Genomic DNA, 22,888 nt, shown 5'->3' with positions numbered 1-22,888 from the left:
AAAAAAACCGGCTTGGTATTCATACTGATTCCAAACCGGTTTCTGTCTCAATTATGCCAATATACTAAATATCAACTTTATAATAAGCCGAGGGATATAATCGGAAAGGCAATTAATATGGCTAATCGGATAAAGTCGGAAATAATAAACGGCGTCACCCCTTTAAACATATCGGCCAGCTTAATATGTGGCGCCATCGCTTTAATCACAAAAATATTCATGCCCATCGGCGGTGTAATCAAGCCAAGCTCTACGGTAAGCACGGTAATAATGCCAAACCAAATCGGATCAAATCCCAAAGAAACAATAATAGGATAGACCACGGGAATAGTAATCACCAACATGGCCAAAGCATCCATAAACAATCCCAATAGGAAATACATCAAAAGGATGCAAAGCAAAATAATCATGGGGCTAACGGCCAAACCGGAAATCCATGCCGATAAGGTATAAGACAAGCGGGAAATAGTAATAAAATATCCTAAAGCTTCCGCACCAAGCAGCATCAAAAATACAACGGCAGACAAAGATAACGTTTCGATTAAGGATTGTTTCAAACCTTTAAGACGCATACCCTTCATCACGGCATAGATCCAAGAGGCCAGCGCACCAACGGCAGCACCCTCTGTAGGCGTGAACACACCAAAATAAATACCCGAAATAATAATGACAAAAATGACACTAAAAGGAATCAAGCCTACCAACGACAAGATTTTGTCTTTCCACGAGGTCTTCGCACCGCGTTGGGAAAGATGCGGCTTCCAACGCACCATAATAACCACGGTCAAAGAATACATCACCATACCCAAAATACCGGGTAAAAATCCGGCTACAAACATATCGCCAACCGATTGTTCTGTTAAAACAGCATAAACCAGTAAAGCAATACTGGGCGGAATCATAATCCCCAAGGTTCCGCCTGCTGCCAAAATACCGCATGCAAAGCCCGGCTGATAGCCGAACTTTTCCATTTCCGGTAAGGCAACTTTAGTCATGGTAGAGGCAGTTGCCAAAGAAGAGCCTGAAATCGAAGCAAAAATACCCGAAGAGCCGACTCCGGCAATGCCCAAGCTTCCCCGAACGCCGCCGAATATCATACGCGTAGAGGTAAAGAGTTTTCCGGCCATTCCCGAATGTGTGGCAAACACACCCATTAAAATAAATAAAGGAATCGCACTAAAATCATATTTAGCTAGAACTTCAACAGGGATATCCTTCATAACCTGCAAAGCATTTCCAGGTGTAGTAATGATACCGAAGCCGATAATACCGACCCCCAGCATAGCCAATGCAACCGGAACCCTAACTAAAACCAATAGAATCATACATGCCAAACCAATGGCACCAATCACCTCAGGACTCATGTGCTATCTCCTCTGCATCAAAAAACTCACCTGTTTTAAATATCTTAATAGACTCAATCAATGAGCGAATGGCAAGTAATCCGCTTAAGAAAGCAGCAAATGAATAAATAGGTGTAAATGAAATACGAAGGTCTTGAGTAAATGTGCCTACCTCATGAGCTTCAACGGCACTTTCATAAAGTCCCCAAGCAAAAATAGCCCCTATTACAGCAAAGCCCAGTAAGAAAATAGCCATCAAGAAACCTTTGACAGATTTCGGCATTTTTTGTGTGAACAGATCCACAATAATCTGTGCTCGTTCGATATAAGCAGCAAAAGCAGCCAATAAAGAAAAAAGCATACAATAAGAAACAATCTCAACGCCACCCTGCATCACGAATCCAAATTCACCATTGGTTAATTTGAACAAATAACGTGTGGTTACGCCAACTGCCGTTGCCAATACACTAATAACAATGCAGAGACTGCCAATAAACTGGCATAGTTTTGAGATAAAGCCACTCGCTTTAAATAAACTCTCCATATGATACCCTTTTGGTTTTATAAAAAACCTAATGGTGCATACCATGGCATGGTTCTCACTATATTTTCATACAGCAACCTGCCATGATAATGTTCATTAGGTTTTTAAGTGATTTATGCGATTAAACTTAGCCTTGGCAAGAAACGCTGGCTGCTTTCACTTTTTCATATAAAGCATCCGCATCAATACCCTGAGCTTTGAGATTATCAAGATATTTTTGCGTACCTTTCTCAAGGGCCGGCTTCCAAGCCGGATCATTTAAAGGATCTTTAATTTCAATAATCGTATCACCTCTGGCAGCGGCTTCTTTCATCACCTCTTCGTTAATACGGTCAAAAATCTTCGAGCCTTTAATACCCATCTGAGCTCCTGAGTTGTCATCAATTACTTTCTTCAAATCATCGGGCAGACTGTTATATTTATCCTTGTTCATAGAGATAACGAACTCGGCATTGTAATAAGGAAGAACGGTATGGGTATTCACCAATTCATTTAAACGGAAAGCAGCCATCGGTTGCCATGGCAAGCTTACACCGTCAATCACACCACGTTGCAAAGAGGTATAAGTATCCATTGCCGGGATGCCGACGGGAACGGCACCTAGCGCATCTAGTAAATCAGCCGTTACCGAAGAAGTGCGACGGATGCGCATGCCTTGTAAATCTGCCGGCGTTTTAATGGTTTTATCTTTGGTATGCAAGGAATGAGAACCTGATCCCAACATAAACAATACATGAGTATCTTTATATTCATCGGCAATCACACCATCGTCATAAAGCTTATGCATTACACAGCCAAGCTGTTCACCGGAAGTTGATATGCCCGGTAACTCTGCCATAAGACTGATAGGGAAACGGCCACTGGTATAACCTTGTGGCTGAACGCCAATATCAACAATACCGCTAACGGATGACTCATAAGTACTATCGGGTTTACTCAGAGTAGCCGAAGGATAAATTTCAACTTTCAAACGTCCTTTAGAGTCTTCCTCAACTTTTTTAGCCCAAGGTTCGAAAACTTCTTTGTTAATCGGATCGTTTGGTGTCATGAAATGTGAAAATCTAAGAGTAGTTACCCCTTCAGAGTTAGAATCGGCAGATGATTGGTCATTAGAACAGCCTGCAACAGCCAACAGACCTGCCATTAATGCTACATAAGATAATTTTCGTTTCATTCTAGGTTCCTTCTTTGACGAATAATAGAAATGACTATTTTGTATAGTCTAATTTATTGGTATAAAAATAATGCCACTCTGAAGTTGTCCGGCAAAATATTTAAGCCTTATAGAAAACATATAACCGGAAACTTTTCGATGGATGGCATCTAATATTTTTAAATCATCATTTCTCATAACGGAAATAATTTTTTATTTTCGAAATTATGTAATTGATGTTTTATCTCCTCCAACCTCCTAAAAACATGCCAGATAAAAACTGAATTTCTCCAAAGTATATAATAAGGCTTCAATCAAAGGAACTCATAACAACTAAAATAGAAATGATAATAAATTTTTCTATTAAATTATGTATTACATAATTTGTACATTAAAAATTTAAAGTTATTAAGATTATTTTCTTTAACATAAAACGATTAAAAAAGATATTTCGATTATGTAGAATTCACAAATATATTCGTATTCCAACATACCTATAAATTAATCAATGTTTGGCTTTATTTACTTTTATACTTTTAAAAACAAATATATTTCATATAACATATACTTTTGTCTTATACTTTAGATAAACTGATTTTGAATAAGCATCATTTTAAATGCACCGATAATTAAACTATGAATCAATCCATGCTAAACTAAACTTCATCCACAAATCTGATATCAAAAATATTTAATAATCATTTTAAAAAGGCTTACATAATAATTAATAATACAAATATATACTAATATTTATTTACAAAAAATAACATATTATTAATTTTATTAAATATATTTGAACCAATGTAAGCGAGAAATAATGAGATTTTTATTAAAAAACAAAAGTAAAAAAATACAGAATCAATCACTGCAATTAAAATTTTTATACTTTTGAAAGATGGCATTTGCCTCTCTATCGGCATACAAATATCCAGTTATATCTTAAATCAATGTAGTACAACATAAGCCACAATATCCCAAAAATTAAAATCAAATATCCTTCTTTTGTTTAATATGAAAAACCCACCCTATCTGATAGAGATCATAGTCAACAAGGAGCATTAAAATCTCGTAAATTTGATATGATATCAACTGATAATCTGCTTCAATTGCCAATAGAAGTAACAGTAAGATAAGTTATATAACATTAATAGAGTAACCTATGACTCAACCTAACAAAACTCGTCATGGCGTAAAGTCAATAGAAATCGGATTATCGATTTTAGATATATTAATTGACCATAAAGAACCGATGAAACTGAAAGACATTGCTTCTGCAATGCAAATGCCTGCAGCCAAAATACACCGTTACTTGGTTAGCATGGTAGTTAAAAACTATGTGAAACAACTGAGTAACGGATACTATACTTTAGGTGAACGGATTAACTCTATCCGGCAAACGGGTTTGGAGCAAACCAGCGTAATCAATCAACTCAATAAAATAGCGACTGAGATAAAAAACAATTTAAATTGTGGGGTTCAGATAGCCAAATGGTTTAATGAAGGGCCTGTTGTCATCCAATCTATCGATCCGAATAATCTAATTAGTATCAATACCCGTATAGGTTCCCGCATGCCTATCGCTTCCTCGGCAACAGGCCAACTCTTAGCAAGCTATCAACCATTAGATACCGTTAAACCTTTGGTGTTAACAGAATTACAGTCCAATAATCCAAATGAAAGCAGTTCATTTAATGATATTGAAACCTCAAAAAAAGCCAACAAAGAAGATGCTTTAAAACTTTGGCATGAATTTGAATTATTACTACCAGAGATAAAAAAACAAGGCTTTTCTTATGTTATCGGCAATATGATGACCGGTATCAATGCTTTTAGCATAGCAGTAGATGTAATGTATCTCTCAAACATACAAGATTTTTCTAATACAGCCGGACAACAGCAGCACATATATGCCATTACTGCTATTGGAACTGCGGAGCAACTCCCAGCAAGCAAAAGAAATAAAATTATTAAAGAGATGCTTGCCATCGTACAACATTACCGTCTTTTATAGATTAATGACGAATTAAAATTCCATCAATATAGTATGCCGAAATAAAAACCTTATTGAGCCTATAAACTCAATAAGGTTTTTTTATAATTTAGAAGCTAAATAATCAGCTTGTTATCAATAACTTTTTATTTAACGTTAACAGTGATTTTGCTGAGGCCATCAAGAGTCGCAACCATCTTATCACCCTTAACAACAGCGCCAACACCCTCAGGGGTACCGGTCATAATTAAATCACCGGCTCTTAATTCGAACAGTTCAGATAAGCGGGAAATTACTTCTGATACATTCCAAATCAAATGAGTAATATTACTCTTTTGTTTGGTTTCACCATTTACAGTTAACTCAATATTGCCTTCATTCAATTCACCAATGGCAGAAATCGGAGCCAATTCGCCAATAGGTGCTGAGTAGTCAAATGCTTTACCGATTTCCCAAGGACGTCCTTGTTCACGCATTTTCATTTGCAAATCACGACGGGTCATATCCAAACCAACGGCATAACCGAAAATCACATCTTTAGCTTCTTCAACAGAAATATTTTTAGCATCTTTACCAATGGCAACAACTAATTCTACTTCATAGTGGTAATTTTCAGTCAGTGTCGGATAAGGCACATCAACAGTACCGTCTTTTTCAACAGGAATCACTGATTCCGGATCGTTTGGTTTGCAAAAGAAAAACGGAGGTTCACGATCGGGATCGAAACCCATTTCACGAGCGTGAGCCGCATAGTTACGACCTACACAATAAACACGACGTACGGGAAATTTATCTTCCGTACCTTGTACATTCAAACCAACTGTTTTTACAGGTTCAAAAACATATGACATATTTCATTCCTTTTGCTATTTTTACCTTAACGGCAAATAAATATTAACAACTTATTAATCTAAAAACCAATTAAAATTCATATTTCAGAATAATAAATCAAGGTTTACCAAATAATGACCAACTTAAATTAAAAAGCATCCGATTGATTTTCCGGCTCGGCTTTAATAAAAGCTTCCAAACTGCGGCAATGTTCGTCAACAGCCACAATATTGGGATAAGGAGTCAGATCGACATTAAAACGACGGGCAGAATAAACCTGCGGCACCAAATAACAATCGGCAAAAGTGGGTTTATTGCCATAACAGAAATCACCGCGCTCTTTATCTTCAGCCAAATGTTTTTCCAAGGCGGTAAATCCATCATTGATCCAACGATGACACCATGCTTGTACTTCTTTTTCATCTACCGATAAATCTTTGCGCAGATACTGCAAAATACGGCGGTTGTTAATCGGATGAATATCGCAACCTACTAAAGCACTTAATGCTCTCACTCTCATACGGCCGAAGCTGTCTTCAGGCAATAAAGGCGTATCGGTATAGGTTTCTTCCAACCATTCTATAATCGCCGGACTTTGAAATAAACGTAACCCGTCTACTTCCAATACCGGCACCAACCCCTGAGGATTAATGGCTTTAAATTCAGGCTGCAAATGCTGCTCTTTAAACAAGTTAACCGGAATATATTCATATTCCAAGCCTTTTAAATTCAAAGCAATGCGTAGACGATGTGATGTGCCACTACGAAAATAACCATAAAGTTTCATTATTATTCCTTTATGAATAATCACTATAAAATATACCGGCATAATACAAGATTAATCTATTAAGGAGCAATTATTCATTTATTTTTATCAATAATTGCTCCGAATAGATACCTTCTTGAGTGACAAACCGATATTTTTATACCTATTTATCCTTTGATAGGACTTATTGATACTTAAATATCCGTTCTTTCGCGTTCGGAATACAAGCCTAATTTTCTTTGAAAAGGAGACTCATCCGCTACAAAAACAAAAGTTGGTTTATTTAATCTATTGGTTAAAGTAACGTTTGTAAAGCAAGGCGTACAAAGCGTATCTGAAACTGTTAAATCGTGCTTAACCGTATCAATAGTAATATCAACATCACCCTCAATTACATGGAATACCATCGCACAAGAACGCTGTCTTAATTTCAGCTCCTGGTTAGGACGCAGCATAATTGCACTAAAACCAATAATTTTTTGTGCGTCATCACCTGTTTCAGGGTTCACATAGGTTACTTGAACCATTTCTACATTACTATTTTCCGCAATCGTTTCCAATGCTTTTTTAGCATCAGCCCACGGATAGCGCAATACCGGATATTTAACCAGATGATTGTCGTTGCGTGTGAAGTTTTCGGTAGCTACGATGCCGGGCCCATAAACATGCGGTTTAGCTTCATTACTGCTTTTTTCTTTTTTACCCTCTTCAACAAAGCTGGCTTCGGAATAATATACTAAGGGTAGGTCCAATACATCCAGCCAAACGACTTCCGATTCACCTTCATGCGAGTGTTCATGCCACATACCGGTAGGAGTTAGAATCAAGTCGCCTCTTTCCATTGAACATTTTTCACCGTTCACACTGGTATAAGCACCGTTGCCCTCAACAATCAAACGGACAGCATTTGGTGTGTGACGATGACTAGGTGCCCATTCTCCGGGCAGCAAAAGTTGCATACCCAAATACATAACAGAGCTGGCACGCATATTTTCCAAACCATGTCCCGGGTTGGACAATACCAACACCCGACGCTCCGCCTTTTCTATCGGCGTAAGCTCACCCGCACGCATTAGCAGCGGCCGAATATCTTTGTATTTCCAAGAAATAACTTGGGTGTTAGGTTTAGGCTTATTCGGAGGCAGCACTTCTCTTAAACTCGGCCACAAAGGAACCAAGTTTTTTTGAGTCAGTTCATCAACATAAGCTCTGGGCAGATCGTCTAAGGTAGCAAGTGTTTCCATTATTCAGTCTCATCTCTCAACTAGGTTAAATTACTAACTAAAAAAATAATAAATAAAATCATTTTTTTGTTTATAACATACTTAGGCATTTCAGTCTGAAAAATAGCTTAAATATTTTTTAGTATAAGGTGTATACCACTAATTCAAAAGGTATTCAATTCGTAAAATAGCATAAAATCTAAAATAGCTTTTTTTAAAAAAACGCATAATTTATGTAATGCTTAATGGTTAGCATAAAAGGGAATTTTTATAACAAGAAGATACCATTTAAAAACCAATGACCATAATTTATATCAACTCAGAGTGAGCCCAAAGAAGTCATCAACACAATAAATTACATAATATAGAATTTCTTCTAGTTCAAATCACTCCTTATAGAAACATTGTTTTTCAAAAGATAAAATTATTTAACATATAAAAACTAAGTGGTCAAATTAGCCATAAACACCAAATACTCGACTATCATGCCGCTAAGTATATTTTCAAACCGCTGAGACGAATACAGCAGAAACATCCAACTCGATAACCGATAATCTTTATCTGAAGATTTGAGAAATACAATATCTACCGGATTTATTACCATATTTGAATATAATTTCAATACACTATTCCGTATTTATCAAATTACTTTTACACAGATTTTTATTTATTGCCTTTTTTGCACGGATGCTTGCGGTAAAGTCCTACCCTACCGAACACATAACAATATTAATACCGAAATACCACTTTACTTTACTGCAAAAAAACAAAACAAGTAGCAATATAAATGCAGACTGTTTCGAAATAACATAACACAAATATGCTCTTTAGAGCCCAAGACTGGCCCGCCCACAAAATAAAGAGCTCCCACAAATCCTATTCACCAAAATTTAACTGATATTCATGAGTAAAAAACGTCATATGCTTCTTTACCTGCCCGTTATATTGGCATTATGTTGGCTGGTGTTGCTGGCTTGGGTCTATATATCTGCATTATTTGCACGAAATGTTACCTTAAATGAAATCCAACCCGCCGATGCCGTATTGGTATTGGGCAATGCCGTTTATAGAAATGGCGAGCCCAACCCCTGCCTACGATCCCGTGTAACCGCTGCTGTCGAACTTTACAATGCCGGAAAAGCACCGAAACTAGTTGTCAGCGGCGGCACGGATAGCGATGGCAGCAATGAAGCGGCTCATATGAAAGAAATCGCTATGGAATTGGGTGTACCCGAATTCCGTATTGTCACCGAAGGCAAATCAGAAAACACCTATGAAAATATCTTTTTTAGCACGATACCGCTCACCAACAATCAGAGCGTGATTATTGTTAGTGCAGACTACCACCTCAAAAGGGCGGTTTGGCTGGGCGGTAAAATCTGGAAAGACAAGAAAACCATACAGGCTTATTCCGGACAAGACACTTGCGATAGAAATAGCGGCGGCTACTCACGCAAACTGGTTCGTGAAAGTTTGGCATGGGTTAAAGCCGTTATCACCCCCGAATAGGCTACATCGGAAATAGCAGAATTCAGGTAGAATACAGCTTGTTTCCGACCCTAGGCCGAGCACAATTCGATGATTTAGTCTGATAAGCTCTGCTACTGCTTATCTAATTGGCTCACGCAATCTAATTTAAACAAAGGCCGTCTGAAACTTTTTCAGACGGCCTCTAATACTTTATACAACCACGATAATATTAATTACCGATAACCATACATCGAACCTATGAATACAGATGACCGCTGGCAAATCCACCGCCTTCTCGCCCAAAATACCGACGAGCGCTTGCAATTATTACGCCGCACCCCGCAACAAATTATTTTAGTAGGCGCAGATGCCGACGAAAGCCGCCGCTTGCTGGCTGCCCGTTACCCTAAAGCGGTTTTCTCAGAATACGATCCGCGCGCCGATGCCTTAGAAACAGCTGCCGAAGCGCGTCAAACCGGTTTATGGCAAAAGTTAACCGGGAAAGCCGTTATCCAATATCAGCAAACGCCGACCGACCCTTTACCGACCGCCCAAGCCGATATGCTATGGTCGAATCTGGGGCTGATTCATGCCGACAAAGACCCGATACTGGTTTTGGAAAATTGGGCAAATGCATTAAAAACCGACGGCTTGCTGTTTTTCACCCATTTTGGTGTCGATACGCTGGTAGAACTTAGAGGCCGTCTGAATGCACAAGGTATCGGTGTTGAAGCCCCTATGTTGTTTGATATGCACGACTTGGGCGATATGCTGTTTCACCACGGCTTTTATGATCCGGTAATGGATACGGCCAAACTCGAATTGAGCTACCGCAGAGCCGAAACCTTTTGGCTGGATATGGAAACATTAGGTTTGTGGTCGTCATTGGTTTTTGAAGATCCCGCTGCCGCACGCAATGCCGTCGATGATTGGTTTGCCGCTGACAAACAACTCACGATTACCCTAGAAACGGTATACGGCCATGCGGTTAAAAAACAAATCCTGCCGCAAGGGGAAAGCCCGGTGCAGTTTTATCCGAAAAAACCGGCTTAAGCATGTTTTATTTAGACTGTTTATCGATAATGCCATTACAACCAAAATACTATTTTAAGCAAGCATCAGGCCGTCTGAAAGCAGCTTGATGTATAATAGCGGCCAATTTTCCATATCGTATAACCGCTTCGATAAAAATCCGGCAGCCTATCCCCCGTGCTGCCGAATATATTTTGAAACGCACCGATAACGGTGCACTGCTAATATTTTTTCGTCTATCTTCACAGGAATCCGACAAATATGATAAACACCATCGCCGCCCTTTCCCCCTTAGACGGCCGTTACGCCAAATCCGTAGAAACCTTACGTCCGATTTTCTCCGAATACGGCCTGATGAAAGCCCGTGTTACCGTCGAACTCAACTGGCTCAAAGCCTTGGCTGCCGAAACCAAAATCACCGAAGTTCCAGCCTTCAGCCAAGCAACCATTGACGAAATCGATCGTGTTATCCGTGAATTTTCCTTAGAAGACGCAGCGGCAGTAAAAGCCATCGAAGCCACCACCAATCACGATGTAAAAGCCATCGAATACTGGCTGAAAGAGCGCTTTGCCAATGTGCCCGAAGTAGCTGCCGTGGGCGAGTTTATCCACTTTGCCTGCACCAGCGAAGACATCAACAACCTTTCCCATGCGCTGATGCTGAAAGAAGCACGCGAAACCGTGCTGTTGCCGAAATTGGCTGAAATCACCGCCAAGCTCACCGAAATGGCACACCAATTCGCCGCCGTACCCATGATGAGCCGTACCCACGGCCAGCCGGCAACACCGACTACATTAGGTAAAGAAATCGCCAACGTGGTATACCGCCTGCAACGCCAAGTAGCGATTCTGAAAACCCAAGCGTTTTTAGGCAAAATCAATGGCGCCGTTGGCAACTACAACGCCCATATGGTCGCCTACCCCGATGTAGACTGGGAAGCGCATTGCCAAACATTTGTCGAACAATCGCTCGGCCTCACTTTTAATCCCTACACTATTCAAATCGAACCGCACGACTATATGGCCGAATTTTTCCAAGCCATCAGCCGCGTTAATACCATTCTTATCGACTTTAACCGCGATGTTTGGGGTTATATTTCTTTGGGCTATTTCAAACAAAAAGTCAAAGCCGGCGAAGTAGGCAGCTCTACCATGCCGCATAAAGTCAACCCGATTGACTTTGAAAACTCAGAAGGCAATCTGGGCATGGCCAATGCCGTATTGGGTTTCTTAGCGGAAAAACTACCCGTTTCACGCTGGCAGCGCGACCTGACCGACAGCACCGTATTGCGTAATATGGGCGTCGGTATCGGCTATACCATTTTAGGTTTAACCGCCCATTTACGCGGCCTGAACAAACTCGAAGCCAACCCTGCCGCATTGGCTGCCGATTTGGATGCCACTTGGGAATTACTGGCCGAACCGATTCAAACCGTGATGCGCCGCTACGGTGTTGCCAATCCGTATGAAAAACTGAAAGACCTGACACGCGGCAAAGACGGCATCACACCGGAAGTATTAAAAGTTTTCATCGAATCTTTAGAGATTCCGACCAAAGCCAAAACCGCCCTATTGGCACTGACTCCGGCGCTATATATCGGCAAAGCCGAAGCATTGGCTAACCGAATTTAATCTGCGGTTTTAAATCAAGATAAGAGGCCGTCTGAAAAAAACATTCAGACGGCCTCTTATCTTTAAAATACTCAAAACAACCATTGCGACACAATATAAATCACCAACCCCACCAAACCGCCGACAATTGTGCCGTTCATACGGATAAACTGTAAATCGCGGCCTACGCTTAATTCTAGTTTTTCCACCATCTGCGCACTGTCCCAACCTTTTACCTTATCCGACACAAAAACCGCCGCCTTATCCTTATAACGCATGACAAAATCACGCACCAGCAACGAAATACGAAGATCGGCACGGCGCATAAATTGCGGATAAGCCTGCGCTTGCGACAACATATGATCCAACAGCCGATTCAACTGCACCAGCCACAAAGAATCCGCCTTTTCGACATCAGCCGCCGTCCAGTTTTGCAAACCCTGCCAACTGCGCATCAGCATTTCACGCATGGCCGGCGATTGTGCTATCTGCATTTTTCCCTGTTCCAAACGCTTATGCCACAAGCGCGAATGGCTAAGTGAATGAACAACCTGATCATATTCTTCATTAAAAGCGGCACGGATACGGTGTTCGGGGGTTGCCAAAGCCGCTTCCAGATAGCTGTCGGCCCAATCCAAAGCCTTTTCCGATACCCAGCCATCTACCCTATCGACAATGGTTCCTTTCAATGAAGCTTTTAATTTTTCCCAAGTGCTCGGCGCATCGCTTTCGATTCGCGCCGCCCATTCGCGCAAATTTTCTTCCAATAGCGCACGGGTCTCCGGATCCTGCAACCAACGGCGCGCCTGCTTCAACATCGCCACAAACAAAGTTTCATGCATCCCCTGCGCTTTTAAGGCTTTCAGAATATTGGCCAGCGTTTTCCCTATCCGCTCGCCGCTATATTGCTCGGCCAGCAACATCCCGATAAACCGCGCCGCCTGCTCCGGCTTTGCCACATTAAGTACCGCCGGTAGCTGTTTGGCCAACCAAGGCAGCCACTGACTACGCGTTTTTTCCGCTGCCAGCCAATCCAATAATTTCCGGCTCGGTTCGGCCTGATAAACCCGCAAAGCAATCGGTTTACCCTGCAAAAAATTATGTTCGATAAACCGCCCCAATTCATCGGCAATACGGTGTTGATTACGCGGCAGAATCGCGGTATGCGGAATCGGTAGTCCCAGCGGGCGGCGGAACAATGCCGTAACGGCAAACCAATCGGCCAACGCCCCCACCATCGCAGCTTCTGCAAAAGCCTTCACATAACCCAACGCAGGGTATTGCCGGATATAAATCGCCGATACCACAAACAACACACAAGCCGCCAACAACAATCCGGTAGCCCAACGGCGGCTTTTTTGCAACCGCTTGCGGGCAATTTGGGTACGGACTTCGGTAGATAGCGTGTGCACGGCGGTTCTCCTTATTTTTATCTTTCACTGCCAATTATACCGCTTCATATTAAAAAAATATCTGCTTATTTTTTAAGCAAATTTATTTTTATGTTATAAATAATAGTATTAAGTATGTTATCCACAAACCATGCACATGAAAGCAAATCTTTTTTGTGGGTTGCTTGTTTATACTGCCTATTTTTTCAGCAATTTAAAATTCTCTTTATATTTCAAAGCGCATATTGATTTCTCCACAATATACACACAACATTATCAAAATTTTTCGTGGGGAAATTGAGTCACTTAAACAAATACGCAATTACGTTAACCAATATCCCTATTCCGGCAGCATCTCACCCATATATCATTTGGCCAATGTTTGAACATACTCGACGCACAAGTCTGAAAATATCTGCGCTTGAGGTGAAATACTACGCCCCGGGATGCTGAATATACCGATTTGCCGCGCCACAACAGGATCCAATAATGGCAGCCACACCAAGCTTTCATTATCGGAAGGAAAAGCCAATTTAGGTAATGTGGTAATGCCTAAACCATGTGTTAACAGTGAAAATAACGAAGTAATATTTTCAACTTTATATCTCGGCTGCTGGTTCAAACGATACGCAGGAGTAACATTCAATAGATTACACGTTCCGTTATAAATAAACGGCTCCCCCAGCAAATCTTGCCATACCACACCTTTCACATACCCTGCCAACCGGTGTTCCCGCGTACAAACAACGCCGACAGGGTCGGTTAATAAATGGCGGAATTCTATGCCATATTGTTGTGCAGTCGTCAGATTGCCCAAAGCAATATCTACCTCCCCCGCCAACAAACGGTTAGAAACACCGACGGAACTATCATCAATCAAATTGATTTCTATATTCGGATAGCGCTTGGAATATTCGGCAAGCACATTGGGGATAAGTTTGGTTACCAAAGAAGGTACACTGGCAATACGCACTTCACCCACCTGCCCTTTTGCTGCGGCAATCAAGTCCGCTTCAAACGCTTCATAAATACTGATGAACTGCTTGATTTTAAAAACACAAAACTGACCAAACGGTGTTAAAACAGCATTATTACCTTGTTCAAACAAACGTTGCCCTAGCGCCTCCTCCAACGTTTTTACCGAAGCGGAAAGCGTTGCTTGCGAACGGTTGGCCCTATTTGCCGCCGCCCGAAATCCGCCTTCTTCGACAACAAATAAAAAATGACGCAGCTGTTGTAATTTAATATTCATGATCTAGCCGACTCCTGCTTTAAATCCATTACTCACCATCCATTCACACAATCATTTCATCCAAGTGATGGATTTATTCTATCACCTGCCAAATATTATTTGTTAGGCCTATCGCTGACTTATTCGATACTATGCATTCAAACCAATAACCAATATCTGCCTGAGTAATTCGTTAGATTTATTCAAGAAAACAAATGAGAGAACAATAGGAGTAGACATGAATCCATTATCTTCAACACAAAAACAGCCGGTTCCAACTTCGCTATATGCATCTAAAGCACCCTTGGAATGGGCCGTAACCCATCAAGGCACGCTTTATACGGCCCAAATCCCAATTGATGAAAACGGTACCGTTGTCGGCGGAGGAATTGAAGCACAAGTTCGCCAAACACTACAAAATCTGAAACACACTCTGGAATGTGCAGGTGAAAATATGGATTCGGTTCTTCAGGTTTTAATTTATGTAACCGATAGGGAATATCTGCCGACAGTAAACAAAATTTATGCCGAATATTTTCAACCGCCCTACCCCAATCGTGCCGCCATGATTGTGGCAGGATTGGCGCGTGAGGAAATGTTGGTGGAATTAGTCGTATATGCCGCCGTCAAACCCACATCACCGGCATAGCAAATCATCATACACAATATTTTTTATTATTTTCGATAACCGATACAACACTTTTGATAAGACAGGATTTTTCATGAATATGCATTCCACTCATAACACCCTTTATATCAACGGCCAATGGCAGCAAGGCGAAAGCACAATAGCCAATATCAACCCTTCAGATACCAGCGACATTATCGGCCACTATGCCCAAGCTAGCACTGCTCAAGTCAAAGAAGCTATTGCAGCAGCCAAACAGGCGCAGCCCGAATGGGCACAAACGCCGATGGAACGTAAGCAGGCCATTCTACAAGCCATAGGTGACGAACTGATTGCCCGTTGCGATGAATTGGGTCGTTTGTTATCGCGAGAAGAAGGCAAACCTTTTGCCGAGGGTCGCGGTGAAGTTTATCGGTCGGGCCAATTTTTCCATTACTACGCCGCCGAAGTTTTACGCCAAATCGGCGACTTTGCCGACTCTGTCCGAACCGGTGTCAAGATAGAAGTAACACGCGAAGCTGTTGGTGTCGTTGCTATCATTTCCCCTTGGAATTTCCCAATGGCAACCGCCGTTTGGAAAATCGCTCCGGCTCTGGCCTACGGCAATAGCATTATTTGGAAGCCGGCCAATCTTACACCGGCCAGTGCGGTTGCCCTTGCCGAGATTCTACACCGACACGGTATTCCCGCCGGAGTCTTCAATCTCGTTTTGGGTAGCGGAAGTCATGTCGGGGATACCCTCATCCACTCAACTGAAATTGACGCCGTAAGCTTTACCGGCTCTGTAGATGTCGGACGTAAAATTGCCGCAGCAACCGCACCGAATTTTGTCCGATGCCAGCTTGAAATGGGTAGTAAAAATGCGTTGGTCGTCGCTCATGACGCCGATCTGGATATTGCCGTTGAAGCAACGATTGCCGGTTCGTTTTCCGGCGCCGGTCAGAAATGTACCGCTTCCTCGCGGCTCATTGTGATGGATAGTGTTTATGACGAATATCTAGAAAAACTGATCGCCCGTATGAAAACCCTTAAAGTCGGACATGCCCTGGAGGATGGTGTTTTTATGGGACCTGTAGTGGATGAAAAACAATTGACTGCTAATTTGGACTGGGTCGAAAAAGCCAAAAAACTCGGCGCAGAAGTAGCGTTTGGCGGAAACCGGTTGGATATGCCGCACAATGGCTACTATATGGCACCCACATTACTAACCGGCACGCAAAACGATTGGGAAATCAATCAAGAAGAAGTATTTGCACCGCTTGCATGCGTTATCCGTATTCAAGACAGTATCGAAGAAGCCATAGCATTAACGAATGCGACACGCTTCGGCCTTACCGGCGGCATTATTACTCAAAGTCTCCGCTATAGCGCATTATTTAAAGAACAGGTACAAGCCGGCTGCGTTATGGTCAATTTACCCACTGCCGGTACGGATTACCATGTTCCTTTTGGCGGCCGTAAATCATCAAGCTTCGGCCCGCGTGAACAAGGGCAGTATGCCAAAGAGTTTTATACGATTGTCAAAACCGCGTATCAACGTGCTTATTGAACCAATTTCTCATAATTCGTAAACCGATTATTTGAAAAGGATAAATTATTATGTATCAACAACATGTTGTTATCGATGGTCTTCAATATAGCAAATGGAATCGTGACTATTTCATGATGCTTCACGCTAGTGGCATACATGCCGTGCATGTCACACTGGTTTATCATGAAGATGCCCGAACAACGCTCACCCGCTTCGCTGAATGGAATCTACTTTTTGAACAGCACTCAGATCTCATTATGCCTGTTTATAGTGCGGAAGATATTGAATCTGCTAAAGCCTCAGGGAAAGTAGGCATCTTCTTTGGCGCACAAAACTGCTCCCCGATAGATGATGAAATCGGCTTAATCGGTGTTATGCGCCGCCAAGGCTTATTAATTATGCAGCTAACGTATAACAACCAAAGTTTATTAGCTACCGGCTGTTATGAAAAACAAGATACGGGTATTACCCGCTTCGGTCGGCAAGCTATTGCCGAAATGAACCGCGTGGGCATGATTATCGATATGTCTCATAGTGCCGAAAAATCTACTTTAGAAGCCATTGAAATATCAGAGCGCCCCATTTGCATCAGTCATGCCAATCCTTTATTTGCCCATAAGGCTTTACGCAATAAATCCGATACCGTTATTAAAGCCTTAGCCGCCAAGGGGGGAATATTGGGTTTTAGTCTATACCCGTTTCATTTGCCTAACGGCAGCCAGTGCACCTTAGAAGATTTTTGCCAGATGGTTGCCCAAACAGCCGATCTTGTTGGTACGGACGCCTTAGCCATCGGTAGTGACTTATGTTTAAACCAACCGATATCCGTACTTGAATGGATGCGCAACGGGCGTTGGTCTAAGGTTATGGATTACGGCGAAGGTTCTTCTTCCAATGCTGGCTGGCCCGATTCTCTTCCCTGGTTCACTGGAAAATCAGGTATGGAAAATATCTATAACGGGTTAGTCAAAACAGGTTTTAACGAACAAGAAGCAGGAAAAATTATCGGTGGCAATTGGTTAGCGTTTTTGAGGCACTCTCTGCCTACCCGCCAGTAGATCGTTTTTTGTTTATTAATCTCTATCCGAATAGACCTGTATTACAGAAAATTAAACCATAACAATCCGAAAAAATGAAAACAACGAAAGAGAAATAGTGGAGCATAATCATGTCAGAAAAACAAACCAAACAGCCTGCCGGCTTCGGCAACGAAACCGCTTCTTCAGGCGGCCTAGGGCTTAAAAATCCTGCTTTTTGGTATAGCGGCGGTTTTATTATTCTTTTTGTATTAATGGCCGTATTCCAACAAGATACCTTATCCGAATATGTGAAAACCGGGTTTGACTGGTCGGTCAGTATTTTCGGCCCTTTATGGCAAATTCTACTATTGCTGACCTTTATTATCGGATTGGCCATCGCTTTCGCACGAACCGGCCGGGTCATTTTGGGCAATTTACCTGTTCCCGAAATGGACAGATTCAAATGGATGTCCATTCTATTTTGTACCTTACTGGCCGGAGGCGGGGTATTTTGGGCCGCTGCCGAGCCTATCGCCCATTTTGTTTCTGCACCGCCGATATACGATCAGACCAGCGACCCCCAGCAGATAGCCATCAACGCTTTGGCTCAGTCATTTATGCATTGGGGTTTTTTGGCATGGGCGATTGTGGGTAGTCTGACTTCGATTGTTATTATGTATTTGCACTATCAAAAGGGGCTTCCGCTCAAACCCCGCACACTGCTTTATCCCGTGTTTGGCGAGCGCGTTCTAACAGGACAGTTAGGTGCGGTTATTGATGCCTGCTGCATTATTGCCGTGGCTGCCGGCACCATCGGCCCGATTGGATTCTTGGGACTGCAGGTCAGTTATGCTCTGAATGCTTTATTCGGCATTCCCGATAACTTTACAACGCAGCTGATCATTGTTGTATTTGCAATCGTACTCTACACACTTTCCGCCATCAGCGGCTTAGATAAAGGCATGCAGCTATTAAGCCGTTTTAACGTGATATTGGCCTGCGGTTTGATGATCTATATTTTGGTTTTCGGCCCGACCGACTTTATTATCAACGGCTATATCCAAGGCATGGGAACCATGCTGAACAACTTTATCCCGATGGCCACATTCCGTGGCGATGAAGATTGGCTGAGCTGGTGGACGGTATTTTTCTGGGGTTGGTTCTTGGGTTATGGCCCCATGATGGCTATTTTTATTGCAAGAATCTCAAGAGGCCGCACAATCCGCGAGTTAATCATAACCGTCAGCATTATCGCACCAATCGTAACGTGTTTTTGGTTCACTATTGTAGGCGGTTCCGGCTTAGCCTTTGAAATTGCCAATGTCGGCAGTATCAGCAATGCGTTTGAAGGTTTTAACCTACCCGGCGCACTATTGGCCGTTACCAACCAATTACCGTTTCCCCTACTCATTTCCGTATTGTTTATTATTTTAACAACGATATTTATTGTCACAACCGGCGACTCGATGACCTATGCCATCAGTGTAGTGATTAGCGGCGAGGCCGAACCCAATTCGCTTATCCGTTCTTTCTGGGGCGTCATGATGGGGGTGACTGCTATCGTACTGATTTCGCTAGGATCCGGCGGTGTAACAGCCTTGCAATCCTTTATTGTGATCACCGCCGTGCCCGTATCGTTTATTTTACTGCCCTCTCTATGGAACGGCCCGCAAATTGCCAAGATTATGGCAAACGAACAGGATTTGTACCGCCCCAACCTGATAGAACAAAAATATCGGGAAAGCACCAAACCAACGGATTTAGAACCAACGGATTCAGAATAGGAGGGCTAAACAATGAACACAAACACATACCACGACAACAAAGTTGGCCGCAATTTAATCTTGCGTCTGCCCGAAGATGTGATGAAACCTGAAAGACTGGGGGCAATGCATCAAACCCGCTTGAGTTTTGCCCGTACGCTACTTCGTAAAATTACGGATGAAAAATGGACACTAAAACAAGATATATGGTCACTCTCACCTGAAGGATACGGCCATGCCGTTTACAAGCTCACCACACCGAGCCATGTTTACCATTTGGTTATCTTTTGTGATGAAATTGCGGATGAAGAACGCAACGACCGTGTTATCGCACAAAAATGGGATGTGACTTTTTGCCTGGTTTCCGGTGAAGTGGATGATACATTTATCGCCCGTTTAAAAAGCAGCGTGCCACTACAAGAAGCCGGGAGGCAGCCCAATAAAGTGCTTGTGCTGGCTAGGGCGAATAAAAGCGTTCGCGTTTTTGAACATATTATCGAGCGTTTGGCAGCCGGCGAACAACCCGATCCTCAAGTGCTTGCCCAAGTAGGCTACATTCTGCGTACAACCGCCGTTTATGGTAATGGTAAATTCGGTATTCAAGATTTTAAATCTTTGGAAAACAACCCCGACTTCAACCAATCATTCAGTGCGCAAATGTGTGCGGTTTATCTGCTTAAGCAGTTTAGCTTGGATTGGGTAGATTATTTGGCACGACAACGAGGCGGCAACAGAGCCGTGCCGCTGCATCCGAAACTACAACGCTATCTTGGTGTCGGCAATGCCACCGGTCTCGGCATGGCGCCCTACCTTATCAACCATCCCTGTATCGTAGATCAATGGTTGAGTATGCGGGAAAAAGCTTTGGCCACGGTATTGCGACACCCCATCCATCCTGAAAAATTAAACATATTTAAAAATCTTGTTGCCCGTGCCATTTTGCATTTACATGAAGTCGTCACCATTGACGAACTGCAGCAGCAACTGAATACGACAGCATCCGAAGAATTGAAAACCATAGTCAATATGCCCATCGAACACGATACATGGCGGGCGTTTTTACAAAGCTGCGCGCATTTAAGTTTTGAAGCTCAAGAGATAATTATTTCTTGTTTGATGGAATTATATCCGGAAGAAACCGATCAATTTGCCTACTCCATGAATGCAGACACCACGATGGATCTGCCTCAAGGAAAACCATTAGCCGATTTACTCTCACTATTGGAAAAACGCTATCAATGGGCGATTCAAACCGACTTTGAAAACCCTGATAACATTTATTGGTTTTGGTACCGCTCGGAAGATAAAGAGGAACCCCGATTAGGCATACGAAATCAAGATACGGGGGTAGAGAAAGAACTGCCATTAGATATCGGCCGGCAAGTTAACCGCTTATATAGGGCCGTCAAACAAAACGATCCGAAACAAACGATTGCTTCCTTTATCTTAAACAATCCTAAATTCCGTTCGATAGCACGACGTGTTTGGACAATGGGACATAAACCCATGGGTGATATCCAAATGAATGTTTTGCAAAAAAACGTCCTGCCCATACACCTTTTACGCTGCAAGCTTTCTATGTTCGGAGCAACCAAATTTGATCCGCGTTCCGATCGATGGGTACGGGTCACCTTATTTCAAGGCGCACCATTATTTCACCATATCAATGCCGATGAATGGCTGTTCCCATTACTGCCCACCACGGCCGAACTCAAACAGGGAGCATCATCATGATTGTTTCTCATAATGAAATTATTACTTTGGTTCAAAAAGCATTTTTAAGCATGAACCGTGAATGCGGAGAAGCCGACCTAGTTGCCAATACCGTAGCAGAGCTTCAGATGGCCGGATTCGGCGGTATCCACCATTTTAATAATGCGAGCGATTATTTTCTCAACGAACAAGACCAACCACTATCCATCATAGATAGCGAAGCCATTGAAAATATGGCGGAACCCATTAAGCATAACGATAGTGGCAACGCCCCAACCCATACCATTGCATTTGACTGTCATGGCAATAGTATTACTTACTATCTACCGGCAATATTGGATTATGCTTTAGAACAAATGGCAACTTCCCCCAAACTAACCCTGAAGCTAACCAACTGCCATAACCGCTGGTTGGCCTACGGGGAACTGGTTAAGTTGGCAGCAAAAGGCATTGCCTGTTCTGCCCGATGGAATAATGGTTCCGATCCCAAACATATCCTTTTTATCCTTAACCTCGGCCACAGCTACCCCGAAGTGTATTTTTTTGATCAAACCCTAAGGGAATATCATGATACTCAAAATATGACTATTGAACTTTCAACAGATAATTTTATCTTGCAAGAACATAATCAAGGCTACGTTAAACACATTGGCGCAGATAATATTATCGACCTCCATCAGAAATCTTGGCAGTACGGCATTGAAGTGGATGAGAAAGAATGGGAAAAACTCAAACAAACGGCTGCCCGTATTTTAGTAGAGGAAAGTGAAAACTCTATGAGAGGTGCCGGCGGTATTTAGTGAATCTTAGAAATATTATGATGATTGCCGACAACCTCATCGAAGACGGCTACCCGATAAAACCGATAAGTCTGAAATGCTTATCGGTTTTTATTAATAATATGATATAAGAAGTATTATTCAAACCGATACAACTGCCATTATGACAACATCTATTTTATTGCTTCACGGCCTCTATACCGGCAATTGGATTATGCAGCCGCTTGCTTTCCGGTTGAAGCAGCAAGGATTTACAACGCATCTATTCGGCTATCGCAGCACTCGGCAAACATTACCCGAACATGCCGCGGCATTAGCTCATGAGCTGGAGCGGTTGTATGATAACAAAATCGATAGGTTACACTTTGTCGCCCATAGTTTGGGCGGTTTGGTTTTGCGTCATCTTGCGGCGATGCGGCCTGATTTGATAAAAGGCAGAATCGTGACCATAGGCACGCCGCATCAAGGGAGTGCCGTAGCCGGACGTTTATATCATTCGGCATTATTATCCCGTGTTTTAGGGCAAACTTACCGCCATGCGCTAGACGGCAAGCTGCCCGCTTTGCCGCAAGGCATAGAATTGGGCAGCCTCGCAGGCAATCATGGCGTAGGGTTGGGGAAAATATTTCATATCGCCGGATGTAACGACGGCACGGTCGCAGTGGAAGAAACATATTGCAACGGCATGCAGGATCATATTGTATTGCCGGTAACGCATACAGGTATGTTATTTAATCAGGATGTTGCAAACCAAATATCGGTATTTTTACATTACGGCCATTTTATCCGTCCTCAAAATAATCAATAAATAAAAAGCCGTCTGAAAAATTTTCAGACGGCCTTTATTCATCACTAACGATTCAAAACCAA

General features: G+C 42.4%; 19 protein-coding genes. 11 read left to right on the top strand and 8 right to left on the bottom strand.

Translation table 11 applies throughout. The features are described from left to right. Nucleotides 1-77: 77 nt before the first annotated feature. The 3 genes from NXS09_RS02950 to NXS09_RS02940 form a co-directional block, all read right to left on the bottom strand. Nucleotides 78-1,364: a TRAP transporter large permease gene (locus tag NXS09_RS02950; RefSeq protein WP_259291065.1), complete on the bottom strand. Its 1,287-nt coding sequence runs from the start codon at nt 1,362-1,364 to the stop codon at nt 78-80. After that, complete coding sequence (locus NXS09_RS02945) at nt 1,354-1,887, bottom strand: TRAP transporter small permease (protein ID WP_259291064.1); 534 nt, start codon at nt 1,885-1,887, stop codon at nt 1,354-1,356. Before NXS09_RS02945 ends, NXS09_RS02950 begins: the two co-directional genes overlap by 11 nt. 127 nt (nt 1,888-2,014) lie before the next feature. Continuing rightward, complete coding sequence (locus NXS09_RS02940; RefSeq protein WP_259291063.1) at nt 2,015-3,061, bottom strand: TRAP transporter substrate-binding protein; 1,047 nt, start codon at nt 3,059-3,061, stop codon at nt 2,015-2,017. 1,138 nt (nt 3,062-4,199) lie between these two features. Here NXS09_RS02940 and NXS09_RS02935 point away from each other — a divergent pair. Next, the gene (locus NXS09_RS02935; RefSeq protein ID WP_259291062.1) at nt 4,200-5,051 is read left to right on the top strand and encodes an IclR family transcriptional regulator; all 852 of its coding nucleotides are present in this window, start codon (nt 4,200-4,202) and stop codon (nt 5,049-5,051) included. 125 nt (nt 5,052-5,176) lie between these two features. On the opposite strand, the gene NXS09_RS02930 is transcribed toward NXS09_RS02935, so the two are convergent. The 3 genes from NXS09_RS02930 to NXS09_RS02920 form a co-directional block, all read right to left on the bottom strand. Beyond that, nucleotides 5,177-5,881 carry a fumarylacetoacetate hydrolase family protein gene (locus NXS09_RS02930; protein ID WP_259291061.1) on the bottom strand — a complete coding sequence of 235 codons (705 nt, stop codon included), beginning with the start codon at nt 5,879-5,881 and terminating at the stop codon, nt 5,177-5,179. 128 nt (nt 5,882-6,009) lie between these two features. Beyond that, complete coding sequence (maiA, locus tag NXS09_RS02925) at nt 6,010-6,648, bottom strand: maleylacetoacetate isomerase (RefSeq protein WP_191963642.1); 639 nt, start codon at nt 6,646-6,648, stop codon at nt 6,010-6,012. 173 nt (nt 6,649-6,821) lie between these two features. Next, nucleotides 6,822-7,871 carry a cupin domain-containing protein gene (locus NXS09_RS02920; RefSeq protein WP_259291060.1) on the bottom strand — a complete coding sequence of 350 codons (1,050 nt, stop codon included), beginning with the start codon at nt 7,869-7,871 and terminating at the stop codon, nt 6,822-6,824. Between the two features lie 882 nt (nt 7,872-8,753). Here NXS09_RS02920 and NXS09_RS02915 point away from each other — a divergent pair. The 3 genes from NXS09_RS02915 to purB all read left to right on the top strand — a co-directional run bounded on the left by NXS09_RS02915 (nt 8,754) and on the right by purB (nt 11,984). Continuing rightward, a complete protein-coding gene (locus NXS09_RS02915; RefSeq protein WP_259291059.1) occupies nt 8,754-9,359 on the top strand; it encodes a YdcF family protein in 606 nt (201 codons plus the stop codon). 219 nt (nt 9,360-9,578) lie between these two features. Next, nucleotides 9,579-10,373, top strand: coding sequence for a class I SAM-dependent methyltransferase (locus NXS09_RS02910; protein ID WP_259291058.1), 795 nt, complete (start codon nt 9,579-9,581; stop codon nt 10,371-10,373). Nucleotides 10,374-10,613: 240 nt separating this feature from the next. Next, a complete protein-coding gene (gene purB / locus NXS09_RS02905; protein ID WP_259291057.1) occupies nt 10,614-11,984 on the top strand; it encodes an adenylosuccinate lyase in 1,371 nt (456 codons plus the stop codon). Between the two features lie 71 nt (nt 11,985-12,055). Here the strand turns inward: purB and NXS09_RS02900 are convergent, their stop codons facing one another. Beyond that, on the bottom strand, nt 12,056-13,375 hold the full coding sequence (locus NXS09_RS02900) for a DUF445 domain-containing protein (RefSeq protein WP_259291056.1): 1,320 nt from the start codon (nt 13,373-13,375) through the stop codon (nt 12,056-12,058). Nucleotides 13,376-13,721: 346 nt separating this feature from the next. After that, nucleotides 13,722-14,606, bottom strand: a complete 885-nt coding sequence (locus NXS09_RS02895) for a LysR family transcriptional regulator (protein ID WP_259291055.1) — start codon at nt 14,604-14,606, stop codon at nt 13,722-13,724. Nucleotides 14,607-14,823: 217 nt separating this feature from the next. On the opposite strand from NXS09_RS02895, the gene NXS09_RS02890 reads away from it, so the two are divergent. The 7 genes from NXS09_RS02890 (at nt 14,824) to NXS09_RS02860 (ending at nt 22,826) form a co-directional block, all read left to right on the top strand. Next, the gene (locus tag NXS09_RS02890) at nt 14,824-15,234 is read left to right on the top strand and encodes a RidA family protein (protein ID WP_259291054.1); all 411 of its coding nucleotides are present in this window, start codon (nt 14,824-14,826) and stop codon (nt 15,232-15,234) included. 73 nt (nt 15,235-15,307) lie between these two features. Beyond that, nucleotides 15,308-16,762 carry an aldehyde dehydrogenase family protein gene (locus tag NXS09_RS02885; RefSeq protein WP_259291053.1) on the top strand — a complete coding sequence of 485 codons (1,455 nt, stop codon included), beginning with the start codon at nt 15,308-15,310 and terminating at the stop codon, nt 16,760-16,762. A 50-nt stretch (nt 16,763-16,812) separates the two neighbouring features. Next, nucleotides 16,813-17,802 carry a membrane dipeptidase gene (locus NXS09_RS02880; RefSeq protein ID WP_259291052.1) on the top strand — a complete coding sequence of 330 codons (990 nt, stop codon included), beginning with the start codon at nt 16,813-16,815 and terminating at the stop codon, nt 17,800-17,802. A 110-nt stretch (nt 17,803-17,912) separates the two neighbouring features. Beyond that, a complete protein-coding gene (locus NXS09_RS02875) occupies nt 17,913-19,547 on the top strand; it encodes a BCCT family transporter (protein WP_259291051.1) in 1,635 nt (544 codons plus the stop codon). A 12-nt stretch (nt 19,548-19,559) separates the two neighbouring features. Continuing rightward, complete coding sequence (locus tag NXS09_RS10845; RefSeq protein ID WP_259291050.1) at nt 19,560-21,260, top strand: hypothetical protein; 1,701 nt, start codon at nt 19,560-19,562, stop codon at nt 21,258-21,260. After that, entirely contained in the window at nt 21,257-22,039 is a 783-nt protein-coding gene (locus NXS09_RS02865; RefSeq protein WP_259291049.1) for a DUF3726 domain-containing protein, read from the top strand. Before NXS09_RS10845 ends, NXS09_RS02865 begins: the two co-directional genes overlap by 4 nt. A gap of 142 nt (nt 22,040-22,181) precedes the next feature. Next, nucleotides 22,182-22,826, top strand: coding sequence for an esterase/lipase family protein (locus NXS09_RS02860; RefSeq protein ID WP_259291048.1), 645 nt, complete (start codon nt 22,182-22,184; stop codon nt 22,824-22,826). The last annotated feature ends 62 nt before the right edge of the window (nt 22,827-22,888 follow it).

This window comes from Neisseria montereyensis, from assembly GCF_024834045.1.
GTDB classification, from domain to species: Bacteria; Pseudomonadota; Gammaproteobacteria; order Burkholderiales; family Neisseriaceae; genus Neisseria; species Neisseria montereyensis.
This window is presented reverse-complemented; position numbering and strand designations above follow the sequence as displayed.

Bases quoted from the DNA above. Each gene is read 5' to 3' on its own strand.
- NXS09_RS02950 (WP_259291065.1), bottom strand. From the start codon at position 1,364: ATGAGTCCTGAGGTGATTGGTGCCATTGGTTTGGCATGTATGATTCTA.
- NXS09_RS02945 (WP_259291064.1), bottom strand. From the start codon at position 1,887: ATGGAGAGTTTATTTAAAGCGAGTGGCTTTATCTCAAAACTATGCCAG.
- NXS09_RS02940 (WP_259291063.1), bottom strand. From the start codon at position 3,061: ATGAAACGAAAATTATCTTATGTAGCATTAATGGCAGGTCTGTTGGCT.
- NXS09_RS02935 (WP_259291062.1), top strand. From the start codon at position 4,200: ATGACTCAACCTAACAAAACTCGTCATGGCGTAAAGTCAATAGAAATC.
- NXS09_RS02930 (WP_259291061.1), bottom strand. From the start codon at position 5,881: ATGTCATATGTTTTTGAACCTGTAAAAACAGTTGGTTTGAATGTACAA.
- maiA (WP_191963642.1), bottom strand. From the start codon at position 6,648: ATGAAACTTTATGGTTATTTTCGTAGTGGCACATCACATCGTCTACGC.
- NXS09_RS02920 (WP_259291060.1), bottom strand. From the start codon at position 7,871: ATGGAAACACTTGCTACCTTAGACGATCTGCCCAGAGCTTATGTTGAT.
- NXS09_RS02915 (WP_259291059.1), top strand. From the start codon at position 8,754: ATGAGTAAAAAACGTCATATGCTTCTTTACCTGCCCGTTATATTGGCA.
- NXS09_RS02910 (WP_259291058.1), top strand. From the start codon at position 9,579: ATGAATACAGATGACCGCTGGCAAATCCACCGCCTTCTCGCCCAAAAT.
- purB (WP_259291057.1), top strand. From the start codon at position 10,614: ATGATAAACACCATCGCCGCCCTTTCCCCCTTAGACGGCCGTTACGCC.
- NXS09_RS02895 (WP_259291055.1), bottom strand. From the start codon at position 14,606: ATGAATATTAAATTACAACAGCTGCGTCATTTTTTATTTGTTGTCGAA.
- NXS09_RS02890 (WP_259291054.1), top strand. From the start codon at position 14,824: ATGAATCCATTATCTTCAACACAAAAACAGCCGGTTCCAACTTCGCTA.
- NXS09_RS02885 (WP_259291053.1), top strand. From the start codon at position 15,308: ATGAATATGCATTCCACTCATAACACCCTTTATATCAACGGCCAATGG.
- NXS09_RS02880 (WP_259291052.1), top strand. From the start codon at position 16,813: ATGTATCAACAACATGTTGTTATCGATGGTCTTCAATATAGCAAATGG.
- NXS09_RS02875 (WP_259291051.1), top strand. From the start codon at position 17,913: ATGTCAGAAAAACAAACCAAACAGCCTGCCGGCTTCGGCAACGAAACC.
- NXS09_RS10845 (WP_259291050.1), top strand. From the start codon at position 19,560: ATGAACACAAACACATACCACGACAACAAAGTTGGCCGCAATTTAATC.
- NXS09_RS02865 (WP_259291049.1), top strand. From the start codon at position 21,257: ATGATTGTTTCTCATAATGAAATTATTACTTTGGTTCAAAAAGCATTT.
- NXS09_RS02860 (WP_259291048.1), top strand. From the start codon at position 22,182: ATGACAACATCTATTTTATTGCTTCACGGCCTCTATACCGGCAATTGG.